The sequence below is a fragment of the Parageobacillus thermoglucosidasius genome (assembly GCF_001295365.1).
Classification (GTDB): Bacteria; Bacillota; Bacilli; order Bacillales; family Anoxybacillaceae; genus Parageobacillus; species Parageobacillus thermoglucosidasius.
The window spans coordinates 146,466-161,449 of sequence record NZ_CP012712.1 but is presented as its reverse complement, the minus strand read 5'-3'; the positions used below and the strand labels follow the sequence as shown (position 1 = coordinate 161,449).

The 14,984-nt window shown below is 46.6% G+C and carries 17 protein-coding genes and 1 tRNA gene; 17 read left to right on the top strand and 1 reads right to left on the bottom strand.

What is annotated here, in order from left to right; translation table 11 throughout:
* Window positions 1–11: 11 nt before the first annotated feature.
* From hisB to AOT13_RS00800, 12 genes are all read left to right on the top strand, one after another.
* A complete protein-coding gene (gene hisB, locus AOT13_RS00855) occupies window positions 12–599 on the top strand; it encodes an imidazoleglycerol-phosphate dehydratase HisB (protein ID WP_003248070.1) in 588 nt (195 codons plus the stop codon).
* Entirely contained in the window at window positions 596–1,237 is a 642-nt protein-coding gene (gene hisH, locus AOT13_RS00850; protein ID WP_173662666.1) for an imidazole glycerol phosphate synthase subunit HisH, read from the top strand. Before hisB ends, hisH begins: the two co-directional genes overlap by 4 nt.
* Window positions 1,237–1,974 carry a 1-(5-phosphoribosyl)-5-[(5-phosphoribosylamino)methylideneamino]imidazole-4-carboxamide isomerase gene (gene hisA / locus AOT13_RS00845; RefSeq protein ID WP_003248074.1) on the top strand — a complete coding sequence of 246 codons (738 nt, stop codon included), beginning with the start codon at window positions 1,237–1,239 and terminating at the stop codon, window positions 1,972–1,974. The genes hisH and hisA overlap by 1 nt, the downstream gene beginning before the upstream one ends.
* On the top strand, window positions 1,971–2,729 hold the full coding sequence (gene hisF, locus AOT13_RS00840; RefSeq protein ID WP_042384555.1) for an imidazole glycerol phosphate synthase subunit HisF: 759 nt from the start codon (window positions 1,971–1,973) through the stop codon (window positions 2,727–2,729). Before hisA ends, hisF begins: the two co-directional genes overlap by 4 nt.
* Window positions 2,726–3,358, top strand: coding sequence for a bifunctional phosphoribosyl-AMP cyclohydrolase/phosphoribosyl-ATP diphosphatase HisIE (gene hisIE, locus AOT13_RS00835; protein ID WP_042384553.1), 633 nt, complete (start codon window positions 2,726–2,728; stop codon window positions 3,356–3,358). Before hisF ends, hisIE begins: the two co-directional genes overlap by 4 nt.
* Before the next feature lie 110 nt (window positions 3,359–3,468).
* A complete protein-coding gene (locus tag AOT13_RS00830; RefSeq protein WP_013876249.1) occupies window positions 3,469–4,947 on the top strand; it encodes a tetratricopeptide repeat protein in 1,479 nt (492 codons plus the stop codon).
* Between the two features lie 76 nt (window positions 4,948–5,023).
* Window positions 5,024–5,971: a thioredoxin-disulfide reductase gene (gene trxB / locus AOT13_RS00825; RefSeq protein ID WP_003248086.1), complete on the top strand. Its 948-nt coding sequence runs from the start codon at window positions 5,024–5,026 to the stop codon at window positions 5,969–5,971.
* 261 nt (window positions 5,972–6,232) lie between these two features.
* Window positions 6,233–6,691, top strand: a complete 459-nt coding sequence (locus tag AOT13_RS00820; RefSeq protein ID WP_003248088.1) for an 8-oxo-dGTP diphosphatase — start codon at window positions 6,233–6,235, stop codon at window positions 6,689–6,691.
* Between the two features lie 18 nt (window positions 6,692–6,709).
* Window positions 6,710–7,603: an RNase adapter RapZ gene (gene rapZ / locus AOT13_RS00815; RefSeq protein WP_003248090.1), complete on the top strand. Its 894-nt coding sequence runs from the start codon at window positions 6,710–6,712 to the stop codon at window positions 7,601–7,603.
* Window positions 7,600–8,583 carry a gluconeogenesis factor YvcK family protein gene (locus AOT13_RS00810; protein ID WP_003248092.1) on the top strand — a complete coding sequence of 328 codons (984 nt, stop codon included), beginning with the start codon at window positions 7,600–7,602 and terminating at the stop codon, window positions 8,581–8,583. Before rapZ ends, AOT13_RS00810 begins: the two co-directional genes overlap by 4 nt.
* 20 nt (window positions 8,584–8,603) lie before the next feature.
* The gene (gene whiA, locus AOT13_RS00805; RefSeq protein ID WP_003248094.1) at window positions 8,604–9,566 is read left to right on the top strand and encodes a DNA-binding protein WhiA; all 963 of its coding nucleotides are present in this window, start codon (window positions 8,604–8,606) and stop codon (window positions 9,564–9,566) included.
* Window positions 9,567–9,583: 17 nt separating this feature from the next.
* Window positions 9,584–9,841: an HPr family phosphocarrier protein gene (locus tag AOT13_RS00800; RefSeq protein ID WP_003248096.1), complete on the top strand. Its 258-nt coding sequence runs from the start codon at window positions 9,584–9,586 to the stop codon at window positions 9,839–9,841.
* 51 nt (window positions 9,842–9,892) lie between these two features.
* On the opposite strand, the gene clpP is transcribed toward AOT13_RS00800, so the two are convergent.
* Window positions 9,893–10,483 carry an ATP-dependent Clp endopeptidase proteolytic subunit ClpP gene (gene clpP / locus AOT13_RS00795; RefSeq protein WP_003248099.1) on the bottom strand — a complete coding sequence of 197 codons (591 nt, stop codon included), beginning with the start codon at window positions 10,481–10,483 and terminating at the stop codon, window positions 9,893–9,895.
* 231 nt (window positions 10,484–10,714) lie between these two features.
* Here clpP and AOT13_RS00790 point away from each other — a divergent pair.
* The 5 genes from AOT13_RS00790 to gap all read left to right on the top strand — a co-directional run bounded on the left by AOT13_RS00790 (window position 10,715) and on the right by gap (window position 14,917).
* A tRNA-Arg gene (locus AOT13_RS00790) sits at window positions 10,715–10,786 on the top strand.
* A gap of 365 nt (window positions 10,787–11,151) precedes the next feature.
* On the top strand, window positions 11,152–12,465 hold the full coding sequence (rpoN, locus tag AOT13_RS00780) for an RNA polymerase factor sigma-54 (RefSeq protein WP_003248101.1): 1,314 nt from the start codon (window positions 11,152–11,154) through the stop codon (window positions 12,463–12,465).
* Window positions 12,466–12,471: 6 nt separating this feature from the next.
* Window positions 12,472–12,717, top strand: a complete 246-nt coding sequence (locus tag AOT13_RS00775) for a glutaredoxin family protein (RefSeq protein ID WP_003248103.1) — start codon at window positions 12,472–12,474, stop codon at window positions 12,715–12,717.
* Between the two features lie 128 nt (window positions 12,718–12,845).
* Window positions 12,846–13,865 (top strand): sugar-binding transcriptional regulator, encoded by a 1,020-nt coding sequence (locus tag AOT13_RS00770; protein WP_003248105.1) that lies wholly within the window; start codon window positions 12,846–12,848, stop codon window positions 13,863–13,865.
* A 44-nt stretch (window positions 13,866–13,909) separates the two neighbouring features.
* On the top strand, window positions 13,910–14,917 hold the full coding sequence (gene gap / locus AOT13_RS00765) for a type I glyceraldehyde-3-phosphate dehydrogenase (RefSeq protein WP_003248107.1): 1,008 nt from the start codon (window positions 13,910–13,912) through the stop codon (window positions 14,915–14,917).
* The last annotated feature ends 67 nt before the right edge of the window (window positions 14,918–14,984 follow it).

Here is a 14,984-nt window from a genome sequence, read left to right as displayed (position 1 = left end):
GGGACGTTTTCATGGAAAGATATGCTTCGATTTCGCGAAAGACAAATGAGACCGATATTCAGCTGGCATTTGCCATCGACGGGGAAGGAAAAGCGGAGCTTCATACCGGCGTGCCGTTTTTAACCCATATGCTCGATTTGTTTACGAAGCACGGCCACTTTAATTTAACGGTGACTGCCAAAGGCGATACGGAGGTGGATGACCACCATACGACCGAAGATATCGGCATTTGTCTCGGGCAGGCGCTGCGGGAGGCGCTCGGCGATAAAAAAGGAATCAGACGTTATGGCAACGCGTTTGTGCCGATGGATGAAGCGCTCGCCCAAGTTGTCGTCGATTTAAGCAACCGCCCGCATTTTGAGTTTCGCGGCGAGTTTCCAAGCGAAAAAGTCGGGACATTTGATGTCGAATTAGTCCATGAGTTTTTGTGGAAATTGGCGCTGGAAGCGCGCATGAATCTGCATGTCATCGTCCATTATGGGCGCAACACGCATCATATGATCGAAGCGGTGTTTAAAGCATTAGGGCGCGCGCTTGATGAAGCGACGATGATCGATCCGCGCGTCAAAGGTGTTCCATCAACGAAAGGGATGTTGTGACGATGATTGGCATTATTGACTATGGAATGGGGAATTTATACAGCGTCAGCAAAGCGTTAGAACGGCTTCGTTACGAGTATGTCGTTTCCGACCAGCCAAATGTGCTGAAGCAAACGAAAGGGCTTATTTTGCCGGGTGTCGGTTCATTTAAAGACGCGATGCATATTTTGCGGGAAACAAAGCTTGACAAGTTTATTCGCGAAGCAGTCAATGAAGGCACGCCACTGTTTGGCATTTGCCTTGGCATGCAGCTGTTATTTGAGGAAAGCGAGGAAAACGGGCTGACAGAAGGATTAGGGCTGTTAAGCGGCCGCGTTGTCCGCATTCCCGGCGTGACGGCGGGCGGCGAGCGGTATAAAGTGCCGCATATGGGATGGAACCGCCTCGTTTTTCGTCATCCATCCCCGCTGTTGCAAAACGTGGAAGAGGGCCATGTTTATTTCGTCCATTCGTACTATGTGGTGACGGACGATGACAGTGTGGTGCTTGCCAGCAGCTTTTACGATGTCGAGGTGCCGGCTGTCGTCGGGAAAGGGAACGTGTATGGCACACAGTTTCATCCGGAAAAAAGCGGCGAGGTCGGCATGAAAATTTTGCAAAACTACGCAGCGATCGTCGAAGGAAAGGGGAGGGTGTGATGGCGGCGTTTACGATTTATCCAGCGATTGATATACGCGGCGGCAAATGTGTCCGCCTTTTGCAAGGCGACTATACTAAAGAAACGGTATATGGCGATTCGCCGGTCGAAATGGCCGCCTTGTTCGCCGAACAAGGGGCGGAATGGATTCATATGGTGGACTTAGACGGCGCGAAAGAAGGAAAACGCGTCAACGACCGCTTCGTCGTCGAAGCGGCGAAACAGCTGCCGGTGAAAGTGCAAATCGGCGGCGGCATTCGCACGGAAGATGATATTGTCTATTATTTGGAAAACGGCGTGGCCCGCGTCATTTTAGGCAGCGCCGCCATCGCCCGGCCTTCGTTTGTCAAGGAAATGCTGAAAAAATATGGCGAGCGCATTGCGATCGGCATTGATGCGAAAGACGGGTTTGTTGCGACGGAAGGGTGGCTTCACACATCGAATGTCAAAGCGACAGACCTTGGAAAAGAGCTGGCAGAAGCTGGAGCGCAAACATTCATCTTCACGGATATCGCGACAGACGGAATGCTGTCTGGGCCAAATATTCAGGCAGCTGTCGAAATGGCGCGCGCAACCGGAAAGGATGTGATCGCTTCCGGCGGCGTCCGCTCGCTTGCAGATTTAGTATCGCTGCAAAACCACGTCGGTGACGGCGTCGCCGGCGCGATCGTCGGCAAAGCGCTCTACACGAAGCAATTTACGGTGGCGGAAGCGCTGAAGGTGGTGCAAGGGGAATGATTACAAAGCGCATTATTCCTTGTTTGGACGTGAAAGACGGGCGCGTCGTGAAGGGGGTGCAGTTCGTCCAGCTTCGCGATGCCGGCGATCCGGTTGAACTGGCGAAGTTTTACGACAAGCAAGGGGCGGATGAGCTTGTTTTTTTAGATATTTCCGCGTCACACGAAGGGCGGAAGACGATGGTGGAAGTTGTCGAGAAAGTTGCTGCCCAATTGGCGATCCCGTTTACGGTCGGCGGCGGGATTCATTCGCTTGACGATATAAAGACGATTTTGCGTGCCGGCGCCGATAAAGTATCGCTCAATACGGCCGCTGTCCGCAATCCGCAGCTGATTACGGAAGGAGCGGATTTTTTCGGGGCGCAATGCATCGTTGTTGCGATTGATGCAAAGTATGACGAGACGATCGGCTCGTGGCGCGTGTATACGCACGGCGGGCGAAACGCGACGGATTTGGAAGTCGTCGAATGGGCAAAAGAAGCGGTCCGCCGCGGCGCAGGCGAAATTTTACTGACAAGCATGGATTGTGACGGCGAAAAAAACGGCTTTGATATTGCGCTGACGAGAGCGGTAAGCGAAGCGGTTTCCGTTCCGGTCATCGCTTCCGGTGGGGCTGGCAGCGCCGAACATTTTCTTGAAGCGTTCGTGGAAGGAAAAGCGGACGCAGCGCTGGCGGCATCGATTTTCCACTATAAAGAAACATCGATAAAAGAAGTAAAAGCGTACTTAAAAGAAAGAGGGGTAAATGTTCGATGAACCTCGCAAACATCCGCTTTGACGAAAAAGGGCTCGTTCCGGTGATTGTCCAAGATGCGCAAAGCAAAGAAGTATTGATGCTTGCCTATATGAACGAAGAATCGCTAAAAAAATCGTTGGAAACAGGCGAAACATGGTTTTATAGCCGCTCGCGCAAGGAGCTTTGGCATAAGGGGGCCACTTCCGGCAATATACAGCGCATTGTTGACATGCGCTATGATTGTGACAGCGACTCCCTTCTTGTGCTTGTCGAGCCGGCTGGGCCAGCCTGCCATACGGGAAGCTATTCATGTTTTTTCAACCGCATGAACGGAGAAAAATGCGAAACTTCGCCAAACCGTTTTGCGATTATCAACACGTTGGAAGAAATTATCGCGAAACGGGATGCCGAACGGCCTGAAGGGGCGTATACGACGTATTTATTCGAAAAAGGCGTCGATAAAATTTTAAAAAAGGTTGGCGAGGAAGCAGCTGAGGTCATTATTGCCGCGAAAAACCGCAACCATGACGAATTGAAATGGGAAGTTGCCGATTTATTGTATCATTTGCTTGTGCTGCTGAGAGAACAAAAACTTCCGCTTGATGCGGTGTTGGAAGTATTGGCAGAGCGGCATAACGCCAAACAATAAACAATGGCGCCGAGCTGGCTTTTCCTTGAGCCAGCTTTTATTTTTATGGTTGTTTTTGCAAAGAATATGGTATACTTTTTTCGGTAAATTCAACATAGATGGAGGATTCGATGGGAAAACAACTGAAGCCGAAACAGCGAGGAACAAAAATTATTCCATTTATTCAAAACGGTGAATACTATTTCAAAAAGGGAATGCAAGCGTATCAACAACGCGATTTGTATAAAGCGAAAAAATATTTGGAACGGGCGGTTCAATATGACGGAAATAACGCTTCGTTTGCATTGCAGCTTGCCTCCGTGCTTGCCGAGCTTGGAGAATATCAGGCCTCGAACCAATGGCTGTTCAAGATCATCCACGAGTTAGATGAAACGATGGACGAATGTTTTTATTTTTTGGCGAATAACTTTGCCCATCTCGGATTGTTCCACGAAGCAATGAAGTATGCGGAAACGTATCTGGCACGTGATCCAGACGGCCATTTTGCCGAGGATACAGAGGACTTAATGGAATTGCTGAAAATTGATCAAGAAGATGAAAACGGCGATGAACAAGACGATTTAATTACGCAGCAGGAGCGGGCGCGGCTTTTATTAGAAAAAGAAAAGTTTCCGGAAGCGATTCGCCTGCTGGAAATGATTATTGACAGATATCCTGAATTTTGGTCAGCGTACAACAATTTGGCGCTTGCCTACTTTTATAACGGAAACGTGCAAAAGGCACAAGAAATTATCGAGCAAGTGCTGGAGCGAAATCCAGGCAATTTACACGCGCTTTGCAACCGTCTCGTCTTTTATTATTATTTGCGCGACGAACGGCAAGTAAACCGCCTTTCTGACCAATTGGCATGTGTGCATCCGTTTTTTATCGAGCATCGTTATAAGCTCGGTGCGACATTTGCGCTTGTCGGCCGTTTCGACCTCGCTTTCAAATGGCTGTATCATTTATATAAAATCCGCTATGACGGAGATGATGCCTTTTATTATTGGCTTGCATATGCGGCCTATTACACCGGCCGCGAAGAATTAGCGAAAAATGTTTGGGAGAAGGTAATAGAAGCAAATCCTAACAAACGCGGAGAAGAGCCGTGGGCGTTCTCCGTCCCATCCGTTGACCCAGAACTTCAAAAAATTATTCGCTGGTTTGACCGAATGAATATCGCCGAAATGCTATACGGGCTTTATTTGCTTAGTGAATCGCCGTACAAAAATGATCCTGCCGTTTCCGTTGCGATTCGCCGCTATTTGGCCGATCATCCGCTCCTTAGCCAATTTGCGGATTATTTTTTGTTTCGTGAGGCAGAAATGTCTCCTCCGTATGTTGTCGATAGCCATATCATTATTAATAAGCTGTCGGAGAAAAATGAGCGGGCAGATGAAACCATGTACATTGCGTGGTTTTCCGTCGTCGTGAACGCATCGGCAAAAGAGCGGTTTTCTAACCATTCTGCCTGGTCGGCGGCGCTGGAGTATGTATGGCGGCAGCGGCAAGGGCAGCATGTGACGCAAAAATGGATTGCCGATAAATATCACGTTTCATTATCAACGGTGAAAAAATATGTGAAGAAAGTGAAAGAACTATTATCATGAGCAAATTAATAGACGCTCATTCACAACTTCTATACGATAATGGTGAAAGGATTAATCAGTGAAGGAGTGGGACGACGTGTCAGAGGAAAAAATCTACGACGTCATTATTGCAGGAGCCGGGCCAGCAGGAATGACTGCCGCTGTCTATACATCCCGCGCGAATTTATCGACATTGATGATTGAGCGGGGTGTGCCAGGCGGGCAAATGGTAAATACAGAGGAAGTGGAAAACTATCCGGGATATGAGCAAATTTTAGGTCCGGAATTAGCGACGAAAATGTTTGAACATGCGAAAAAATTTGGCGCAGAATACGCATACGGTGAAGTCAAAGAGATTATTGACGGCGAAGCGTATAAAACGGTTGTCGTCGGCGATAAGCAATATAAAGGGCGCGCCGTCATCATTGCGACTGGGGCGGAGTATAAAAAGCTCGGCGTGCCTGGTGAAGCTGAATATGGCGGCCGCGGTGTTTCGTATTGCGCCGTTTGCGATGGTGCGTTCTTTAAAGGAAAAGATCTTGTCGTTGTTGGCGGCGGCGACTCTGCAGTTGAAGAAGGAGTCTATTTAACCCGCTTTGCCAATAAAGTAACGATCGTTCACCGCCGTGACCAATTGCGCGCGCAAAAAATTTTGCAAGATCGTGCGTTTGCCAATGAAAAAATTGATTTTATTTGGAACCATACCGTAAAACAAATTAATGGAAAAGATGGAAAAGTGAACAGCGTGACGCTCGTTCATACGCAAACGGGTGAAGAACGCGAATTCCCATGCGACGGCGTGTTCATCTATATCGGCATGCTTCCGCTTTCAAAGCCGTTTGTGAATCTTGGCATCACCAATGAAAACGGATATATCGTGACAAATGAGCGCATGGAAACAAAAGTGCCAGGCATTTTCGCGGCAGGAGACGTCCGCGAAAAATCGTTGCGGCAAATCGTGACGGCGACAGGAGACGGAAGCATTGCGGCGCAAAGCGCGCAGCACTACGTGGAAGAGTTGAAGGAAAAATTAAACATAAAGTAATGAAATCGTAATCGATGTTTAACCGAGCTGTAACACGTGTGAAATATTTTTTTTGTATGCTAAAAATAAGTAATTGACCCCCTTTTATATAGATCTTTTTGTTCAGCACGGGTACCCTTTCCCGTGCTTCTTTTTTTATGCGGCGGGCAAGCGCGGGCACCGCGCACCGTGCTTCTTCGTTGTAGTCAATTGTAAGAAATAGTATAATAAAATAAATAGAAGTCTATCTATTTTCGATGGAGTTATGTTGAGGTGAGCGTGTTGCAGCGCGTGACAAATTGCGTTTTAGTAAAAGATGGAAAAGTGTTATTGTTGCAAAAGCCGAAGCGGGGCTGGTGGGTTGCCCCGGGAGGAAAGATGGAACAAGGGGAATCCGTCCGCGAAGCATGCATTCGCGAATATCGTGAAGAGACGGGAATTTATTTAAAAAACCCAAAGCTTAAAGGAGTTTTTACCATTGTTGTCAAAAATCAAGAGCAAACGGTTTCGGAATGGATGATGTTTACCTTTTTTGCCGATCAATTTGCTGGCGAAAATGTTCCGTACTGTGAAGAAGGAAAATTGGAATGGCATCCGTTGGAAACGATTCACCAGCTTCCAATGGCGCCTGGTGATTACCATATTTTAGATTATGCCCTTAAAGGATCAGGCGTTATGTACGGAACGTTTATATATACAGAAGATTTCGATCTGCTTTCTTACCGGTTAGATCCCAGTTGATGGAGAGGAGGGCGAGAAATGAGCGAAGGGTCGGCCAATAATATTCAAGTGGTGATTATCACGGGGATGTCTGGCGCCGGGAAAACGGTCGCGATTCAGAGCTTTGAAGACTTGGGCTTTTTTTGTGTCGATAATTTGCCGCCGACGCTGCTTCCAAAATTTTTGGAGCTGATGAAAGAATCGGGGAATAAAATAAATAAAGTGGCGTTAGTAATGGATTTGCGAAGCCGCGACTTTTTCGACAGCTTGTTTACCGCACTGGACGACTTGGCGGAGCAATCATGGGTAACGCCGCAAATTTTATTTTTGGACGCCGAAGATTCGACGCTGGTAGCGCGGTATAAAGAAACGAGACGCACGCACCCGCTCGCGCCAAACGGATTGCCGCTTGAGGGAATTCGTTTGGAACGCAAATTGCTCGAAGAATTAAAAGGAAGGGCGCAAATTATTTACGATACGTCGGATTTAAAACCGCGCGAGCTGCGGGAAAAAATTTTGCAGCAGTTTTCTTCCCATGCGCAGCAAACGTTTACGGTCAACGTCATGTCGTTTGGCTTTAAATACGGCGTTCCGATTGACGCCGACTTAGTATTTGATGTTCGCTTTTTGCCAAACCCTCACTATATTGACCATATGCGCCCGAAAACAGGTTTGGATGAGGAAGTTTCATCCTATGTGCTGAAGTGGGGGGAAACGCAAAAATTTCTCGAAAAACTGATCGATTTATTGACATTTATGCTCCCGCATTATAAGCGGGAAGGAAAAAGCCAGCTTGTGATTGCCATTGGCTGCACGGGAGGGCAGCACCGGTCGGTGGCGATTGCCGAATATATCGCCCGCCATTTTGCCAACGATTATAAAACTCATGTGTCCCACCGTGACATGGAGAGGAGAAAGGAAAAGCATAAATGAATGCGAAAAGTCAACCAAAGATTGTCATCATCGGCGGCGGGACAGGGCTCCCTGTCTTGTTGCGCGGCTTGAAGCAGTATGCCGTTGATATTACGGCTATTGTCACTGTTGCTGATGATGGCGGCAGCTCAGGAAGATTACGCGATGAATTGCAAATTCCGCCGCCAGGAGATGTGCGCAACGTATTGGCGGCGCTGTCAGATGTCGAACCGCTTGTAATCGAGTTGTTTCAGCACCGGTTTCAAAACGGCAACGGCTTGTCAGGACATTCGCTAGGGAATTTAATTTTGGCGGCGTTGACGTCAATTACCGGCGATTTCGTGAAAGCGATCCGCGAGATGAGCAAAGTATTAAAAGTACACGGACAAGTGTTGCCGGCGGCGAACAAAAGCGTCGTTCTTCATGCCGAGATGGAAGACGGTGCTATTGTTTCCGGGGAGTCCAAAATCCCTTATTCCGGAAAAAGAATTAAAAAAGTATTTTTGACGCCAGAAAACGTGGAGCCGCTTCCGGAAACGATTGACGCGATTCGCTCTGCGGATTTGATCGTCATCGGCCCGGGAAGTTTATATACGAGCATTTTGCCAAATTTGCTTGTGCCGAAAATCGGCCAAGAGGTTTGCCGGGCGAAGGCGAAAAAAGTGTATATATGCAACGTGATGACCCAAGCGGGCGAGACGCTGCACTATACGGTAAGCGATCATGTCAAAGCGCTTCATGACCATATGGGATGCTTATTTCTTGATGTCGTTGTTGTCAATAACGGACATATTCCGGAAGAGATCCAACGGCGTTATGCAGAAGAGTTGGCCGAACCGGTGAAGGATGATGGCGACCGGCTCGCAGAGCTGGGAATTGAAGTGATTCGCGATAATATCGTCAGCTATGAAGACCGCGTCATCCGCCATGACACGAAAAAAGTAGCGTCGCTGCTCATTTCGCTTATTACAGCACCTCCTTCTTCTCAATGGCATGAATGAACTACGGAGGTGGCTAACCAATGTCATTTGCGTCAGAAACGAAAAAGGAATTAACGAATTTAGAAGTGAAACCTTGTTGCTTAAAAGCGGAATTGTCCGCGCTTCTCCGCATGAATGGTTTATTATCTTTTTCCAACCGGAAAATTATTGTCGATGTGCAAACGGAAAACGCTGCCATCGCGCGGAGAATTTACACTCTTTTAAAGAAAGGGTACGAAGTTACGGTCGAACTGTTAGTTCGAAAAAAAATGCGCCTGAAAAAAAACAATGTGTACATTGTGCGAATCGTCGACGGCGCTCACGAATTGTTAAAGGATTTAAAAATATTGGAGGAGGATTTTTCGCTGATTCGGGTCATTTCGCCAGAATTAGTGAAAAAAAAGTGCTGTAAGCGTTCTTATTTGCGCGGCGCGTTTCTCGCCGGAGGATCGGTAAACAATCCGGAAACGTCATCCTACCATTTAGAAATTTTTTCTCTTTATGAAGAACATAACGACTCATTATGTGAATTAATGAACAGCCATTTTTTTCTTAATGCTAAAACGCTGGAACGAAAAAAAGGGTTTATTACGTATTTAAAAGAGGCGGAAAAAATTTCCGAGTTTTTAAACATTATTGGCGCCCATCAAGCGTTATTGCGCTTTGAAGATATCCGCATTGTGCGCGATATGAGAAATTCGGTGAACCGCCTTGTCAATTGCGAAACAGCGAACTTAAATAAAACGATTGGCGCTGCGCTTCGCCAAGTGGAAAATATTCGCTATATTGACGAAACGATCGGATTGAGCTCCCTTCCTGATAAATTGCGGGAAATTGCGGAATTGCGGATGATGTATCAGGATGTAACGTTAAAAGAATTAGGGGAATTAGTATCCGGTGGGAAGATAAGCAAATCAGGAATCAACCACCGTCTGCGGAAAATTGATGAAATTGCGGAACGGTTGCGGGCTGGCAAGCCTGTTGATTTTCATAAATCATTATAAAAAAGGGGAGATGGAGCATGGTTGAGAAACAAGTAGAAGTGCGGTTGAAAACAGGATTGCAAGCGCGCCCGGCGGCGTTGTTTGTGCAGGAGGCGAACCGCTTTTCTTCCGACATCTACTTGGAAAAAGACGGGAAAAGAGTGAATGCAAAAAGCATTATGGGGCTTATGAGCCTCGCAATCAGCACCGGTTCCGTCATTACATTGATCGCTGATGGCCCGGATGAAAACGAAGCGATTGAAAAATTAGCAAATTATGTGGAAAATGAAAAATAAACAAATAGGCTGCTTCTGCGCAATTCGAAGCAGCCTATCATTTTACCCGTTTTATTTTTCATCAACGCGCGTTAACACGCGGTCGATAATTCCATATTCTTGCGCTTTTTGCGCTGTCATGAAGTTATCGCGGTCTGTATCACGTTCAATCACGTCGATTGGCTGGCCGGTATTTTCCGAAAGAATGCGGTTTAACTTATCGCGCAAGAAAAGGATTCGTTTTGCGGCAATTTCAATTTCTGTCGCCTGGCCTTGCGCGCCGCCAAGCGGTTGGTGGATCATAATTTCGCTGTTTGGCAAGGCAAACCGTTTTCCTTTTGCCCCGGCAGCAAGCAAAAATGCCCCCATCGAAGCGGCCATGCCGATGCAGATCGTCGAAACGTCCGGCTTAATAAATTGCATCGTGTCATAAATCGCCAAGCCGGCAGTAATCGATCCACCTGGGCTGTTAATATAAAGCGAAATGTCTTTCTCCGGATCTTCTGCCGCTAAAAATAGCAATTGAGAAACGATCGAGTTTGCCACTTGATCGTCAATAGGACTGCCAAGAATGATAATGCGGTCTTTCAATAAACGAGAATAAATGTCATACGCACGTTCCCCGCGGCTTGTTTGCTCAATAACTGTAGGGATTAAATTCATGAGGCTTCCTCCTTTATCAATCGCTTAAAATCGTATGTATCTCTATCATACCTAAATGGTCAATGAAGGTCAAACAAAAAATACCTGATTTTGCTCTTCATTATTATTATTCGCTGCCGGCATAAGACATCCCTTTTTTCATCATAACCTCTTTTCCATTTTTTAAACGTAAATTTCCTCTTGCAAAGTAAAGCTGTTTTCACTATAATTGAATATGCAACTGAACAAAGTGCCCTCGTAGTGTAGTGGATAGCACGAGAGATTCCGGTTCTCTTAGCGTGGGTTCGAATCCTGCCGAGGGCGTTTCAACTATCCGGCTGGTTCGGGTTAAAATGTCCGAACTCCTTGATGCGGCTGCGTTTGCAGCCGTTTTTCATTTTTTGGGAATCTTAAAGAATCCACTGGGATTTGAAAAAATTTTGCACGGCTTAATTGGCTTTTTGTTCCATTTCAGGGCGGATAAAGCGAAAACCTGCTGCAGAACGCGGCAGGTTTTTTGCGTAATTGCATAATGATAACTAAACGTTCTGCTTCCTTGTTGGCTGCGCTGTACTTGGCGAAAGCACATTCCCGGGATGACGGTGTCGCATCCCCGCCATCCTGTTTTATATTTTTTATATACCGGCGGGGTAGCAGTATTGTACAATAAAAGAAAGGGGGGCTTGACGATGAGGGCTGAATTATGGCAAGAACAGCGGCTGAAGTTATCACTGACAAAGGAACTGACGCAAGCAATCGAATTATTGCAATATTCCGCTGTGGAGCTGCAGTCGTTTTTATATGAACAGTCGTTGGATAACCCGTTTCTGGAAATTCGCGATTACCGGCTGAAGCGCAGCTACCGCGACTCGTCGGATAAGGAAAAGCAGCGGTGGATCGAAAATATAAGCACTCATTCAGAAACGCTTTCATTGCATTTAATCGCACAGCTTCCAGCCCTGTCACTTTCAGAACGCGAAGAACGTGTCGTACGTTATATGATCGCTTCCCTTGATGAAGATGGATATTTGCGGGTAGAGATCGAAGAGATCGCGGCACGGCTTGCTATTTCCAAACAGGAAGCGGAAAAAGCGCTGCAGATCATCCAGTCGTTAGAGCCGGCTGGCGTTGGCGCCCGCAGTTTGCAAGAATGTTTATATTTGCAGCTAAAGCGTTTGCCACATCGCGATGAGCTGGCGGAACAAATCGTACAGCATCATTTTTCGCTATTTGTCGAAAAAGCGTGGAAAACATTAGCGAAGCAGCTTGACATAGACATTGCTTCATTGCAGCGCGTATGGGATTTAATCCGCACGCTTGAGCCGCGCCCCGGCATCCATTATACAAAAGAGATGCCCCATTTCATCGTTCCTGATCTTATTATTGAACGGAGCGATGAAGGGGATTGGCGCATCTTTTGCAATGATGATGTGCATCCGGAGCTTGCCTGGAATCGGGCATATGAACAAAAAATTTCCGGCTATCGTGATGGGCAAGTGCAATCGTTTATCAAAGATAAATACCGGCAATTTTTATGGTTAACGAAAAGCTTGGAACAGCGCAAACAAACGTTGCTCAATATTATGCATGTCATTGTTGATAAACAGAAACAATGTTTGGAAGCGGGGTTTGCCGCTTTAAAGCCCCTTACGATGCGGGAAGTGGCGGAAGAGCTCGGCATTCACGAATCTACTGTCAGCCGTGCCGTGAAAAACAAATACGTGCAAACACCGTTTGGCACCGTGGAACTTCGCCGCTTTTTTTCCAACGCTGTTTCATCCGCTTATGCGGACGACGATGCCGCTTCTTCGGTAAAAGTGAAAATGTTTATTAAGCAATTAATTGAACAGGAAAATAAGCAGCGGCCGCTTTCCGACCAAAAGATCGCCGACTTGCTGCATGAGCGGTACGGTGTAGCCGTCTCACGCAGAACGGTTGCAAAATATCGCGAGCAACTGCATATTCCGTCATCGGCAAAACGAAAACAGTATGTAGGGAAGTGACAGCAAGTGATTATCCGCTTATATTCGAAGACAAACTGTCCGTTATGTGATAAAGCAAAACAAGTGTTGCAAGAACTGCAAAAGGAATTCGCTTTTCAAATTAAGGAAATTGATATTTATCAAGATGATGCGTTGCTGGAGAAATATCAATTAATGATTCCAGTCGTTGAAATCGACGGCGAAGAAGTCGGTTTCGGCATAATTCAAAAAGATGTCATAAGAAAGCGTTTGCTTGAGGCGCGAAACAGTTGAACATTGTCAATCCTCCTGTTACAATAAAGTTGCGCAGGCAGGAGGGAAATTTTTTTACACAATCGGGACATAATAAGTCACACCGGGACATTTCGTGTCCATGTATTTTCACAAGGAGAAGGGAATCAATGCAATCATTAATTGAGGCGCAAAAAAAATTATTGCCCGACCTTCTTGAAATTATGCAAAAGCGCTACCGCATCTTGCGTTACATTTCTCTCATGCAGCCAGTCGGGCGCAGAGTGTTGTCAAACAGTTTAGGAATAAGTGAGCGCGTGCTTCGTTCCGAGGTGCAGTTTTTAAAAGAGCAAAACTTGCTGACCATCAGCTCCGCTGGCATGAGTTTGACGCAGGAAGGAAAGGGATTGCTGCATACGCTTGAAGATGTCATGCGGGAAGTGTTGGGTTTAAAAGATTTAGAAACAAAATTAAAGCGAAAACTTCATGTGGAAAAAATAATTGTTGTCGCCGGGGATAGCGACCTTTCTCCTTGGGTAAAAAAAGAAATGGGGAAAGCTTGTGTAACGTGCATGAAAGAACGGCTGGCAAACGGCGACATCGTGGCAGTGACCGGAGGCACCACAATGGCTGCGGTGGCCGAGATGATGACGCCGGATGCGAAGCTGAACGATCTTTTATTTGTTCCCGCACGGGGCGGCTTAGGGGAGAATGTGGAAAACCAAGCCAATACCATTTGCGCAAAGATGGCGGAAAAATCGTCAGGAAATTACCGGCTGCTTCATGTTCCCGACCATTTAAGCCGCGAAGCGTATGAGTCTTTAATCGAAGAACCGACCGTGAAAGAAGTGCTGGAACTGATTAAATCATGCCGTATGGTCGTGCATGGAATCGGGGATGCTATTACAATGGCAGAACGCCGAAAAACCCCAAATGAAGATATGGCGAAAATTCAGGCGCGCCATGCGGTTGCTGAAGCGTTTGGCTATTACTTTAATGAAAAAGGGGAAGTAGTCCATAAAGTGAAAACGGTCGGCATCCAGCTGGAAGACCTTCCGCGCGTCGAACATGTCATCGCAGTGGCTGGCGGATCTTCCAAAGCCAAAGCCATTCAGGCGTATATGAAACGGGCGCATCATTCGATTCTCATTACTGACGAAGGTGCAGCAAAAGCGTTACTAGGGGAGTAACATCCCTTAATATAAATACAACTATTTTAAAGGAGGAGCTATTGATGGCTGTAAAAATTGGTATTAACGGTTTTGGCCGTATAGGGCGCAACGTTTTTCGCGCAGCATTAAAAAACCCAAACATTGAAGTAGTGGCGGTTAACGACTTAACGGACGCCAACACATTGGCGCATCTTTTGAAATATGATTCTGTTCACGGCAAATTAGATGCAGAAGTGTCCGTGAATGGCAACAATATCGTTGTTAACGGAAAAGAAATCGTGGTGAAAGCAGAGCGCGACCCAGCTCAATTAGCATGGAACGAATTAGGCGTCGATATTGTCGTTGAATCGACAGGCCGTTTCACAAAACGCGAAGACGCGGCAAAACATTTGGAAGCTGGCGCGAAAAAAGTCATCATTTCTGCACCGGCGAAAAATGAAGATATTACGATCGTTATGGGTGTCAACCAAGATAAATACGATCCAGCAAACCATCACATTATTTCCAACGCTTCTTGCACAACGAACTGCTTGGCGCCATTCGCGAAAGTGCTTCATGAAAAATTTGGCATCGTCCGCGGCATGATGACGACAGTTCACTCGTATACGAACGACCAACAAATTTTGGACTTGCCTCATAAAGATTTGCGCCGCGCACGTGCTGCTGCAGAATCCATCATTCCAACGACAACAGGTGCGGCAAAAGCAGTTGCGCTTGTGTTGCCTGAATTAAAAGGCAAACTTAACGGCATGGCAATGCGCGTACCAACGCCAAATGTGTCTGTTGTCGACCTTGTTGCAGAGCTGGAAAAAGAAGTAACGGTTGAAGAAGTCAACGCAGCATTGAAAGAAGCGGCAGAAGGAGAATTAAAAGGCATTTTAGCTTACAGCGAAGAGCCGCTTGTATCGCGCGACTATAACGGTTCTACTGTATCTTCGACAATTGATGCGCTTTCGACAATGGTTATTGAAGGAACAATGGTGAAAGTAGTATCTTGGTACGATAACGAAACAGGCTATTCTCACCGCGTTGTTGATCTTGCAGAATATATCGCATCCAAAGGCTTATAATTGATGTGATTGTGTTTATCGCTTCATCAAGTCTATAATAAGAAAATGGGGAGGGGGAGCGGGGAGT

Excerpts from the sequence above, each read along its gene's own strand:
- clpP (WP_003248099.1), bottom strand. The coding sequence starts at position 10,483 with ATGAATTTAATCCCTACAGTTATTGAGCAAACAAGCCGCGGGGAACGT.
- hisF (WP_042384555.1), top strand. The coding sequence starts at position 1,971 with ATGATTACAAAGCGCATTATTCCTTGTTTGGACGTGAAAGACGGGCGC.
- whiA (WP_003248094.1), top strand. The coding sequence starts at position 8,604 with ATGTCATTTGCGTCAGAAACGAAAAAGGAATTAACGAATTTAGAAGTG.
- AOT13_RS00800 (WP_003248096.1), top strand. The coding sequence starts at position 9,584 with ATGGTTGAGAAACAAGTAGAAGTGCGGTTGAAAACAGGATTGCAAGCG.
- hisIE (WP_042384553.1), top strand. The coding sequence starts at position 2,726 with ATGAACCTCGCAAACATCCGCTTTGACGAAAAAGGGCTCGTTCCGGTG.
- AOT13_RS00770 (WP_003248105.1), top strand. The coding sequence starts at position 12,846 with ATGCAATCATTAATTGAGGCGCAAAAAAAATTATTGCCCGACCTTCTT.
- rapZ (WP_003248090.1), top strand. The coding sequence starts at position 6,710 with ATGAGCGAAGGGTCGGCCAATAATATTCAAGTGGTGATTATCACGGGG.
- hisB (WP_003248070.1), top strand. The coding sequence starts at position 12 with ATGGAAAGATATGCTTCGATTTCGCGAAAGACAAATGAGACCGATATT.
- hisA (WP_003248074.1), top strand. The coding sequence starts at position 1,237 with ATGGCGGCGTTTACGATTTATCCAGCGATTGATATACGCGGCGGCAAA.
- rpoN (WP_003248101.1), top strand. The coding sequence starts at position 11,152 with ATGAGGGCTGAATTATGGCAAGAACAGCGGCTGAAGTTATCACTGACA.
- gap (WP_003248107.1), top strand. The coding sequence starts at position 13,910 with ATGGCTGTAAAAATTGGTATTAACGGTTTTGGCCGTATAGGGCGCAAC.
- AOT13_RS00830 (WP_013876249.1), top strand. The coding sequence starts at position 3,469 with ATGGGAAAACAACTGAAGCCGAAACAGCGAGGAACAAAAATTATTCCA.
- AOT13_RS00810 (WP_003248092.1), top strand. The coding sequence starts at position 7,600 with ATGAATGCGAAAAGTCAACCAAAGATTGTCATCATCGGCGGCGGGACA.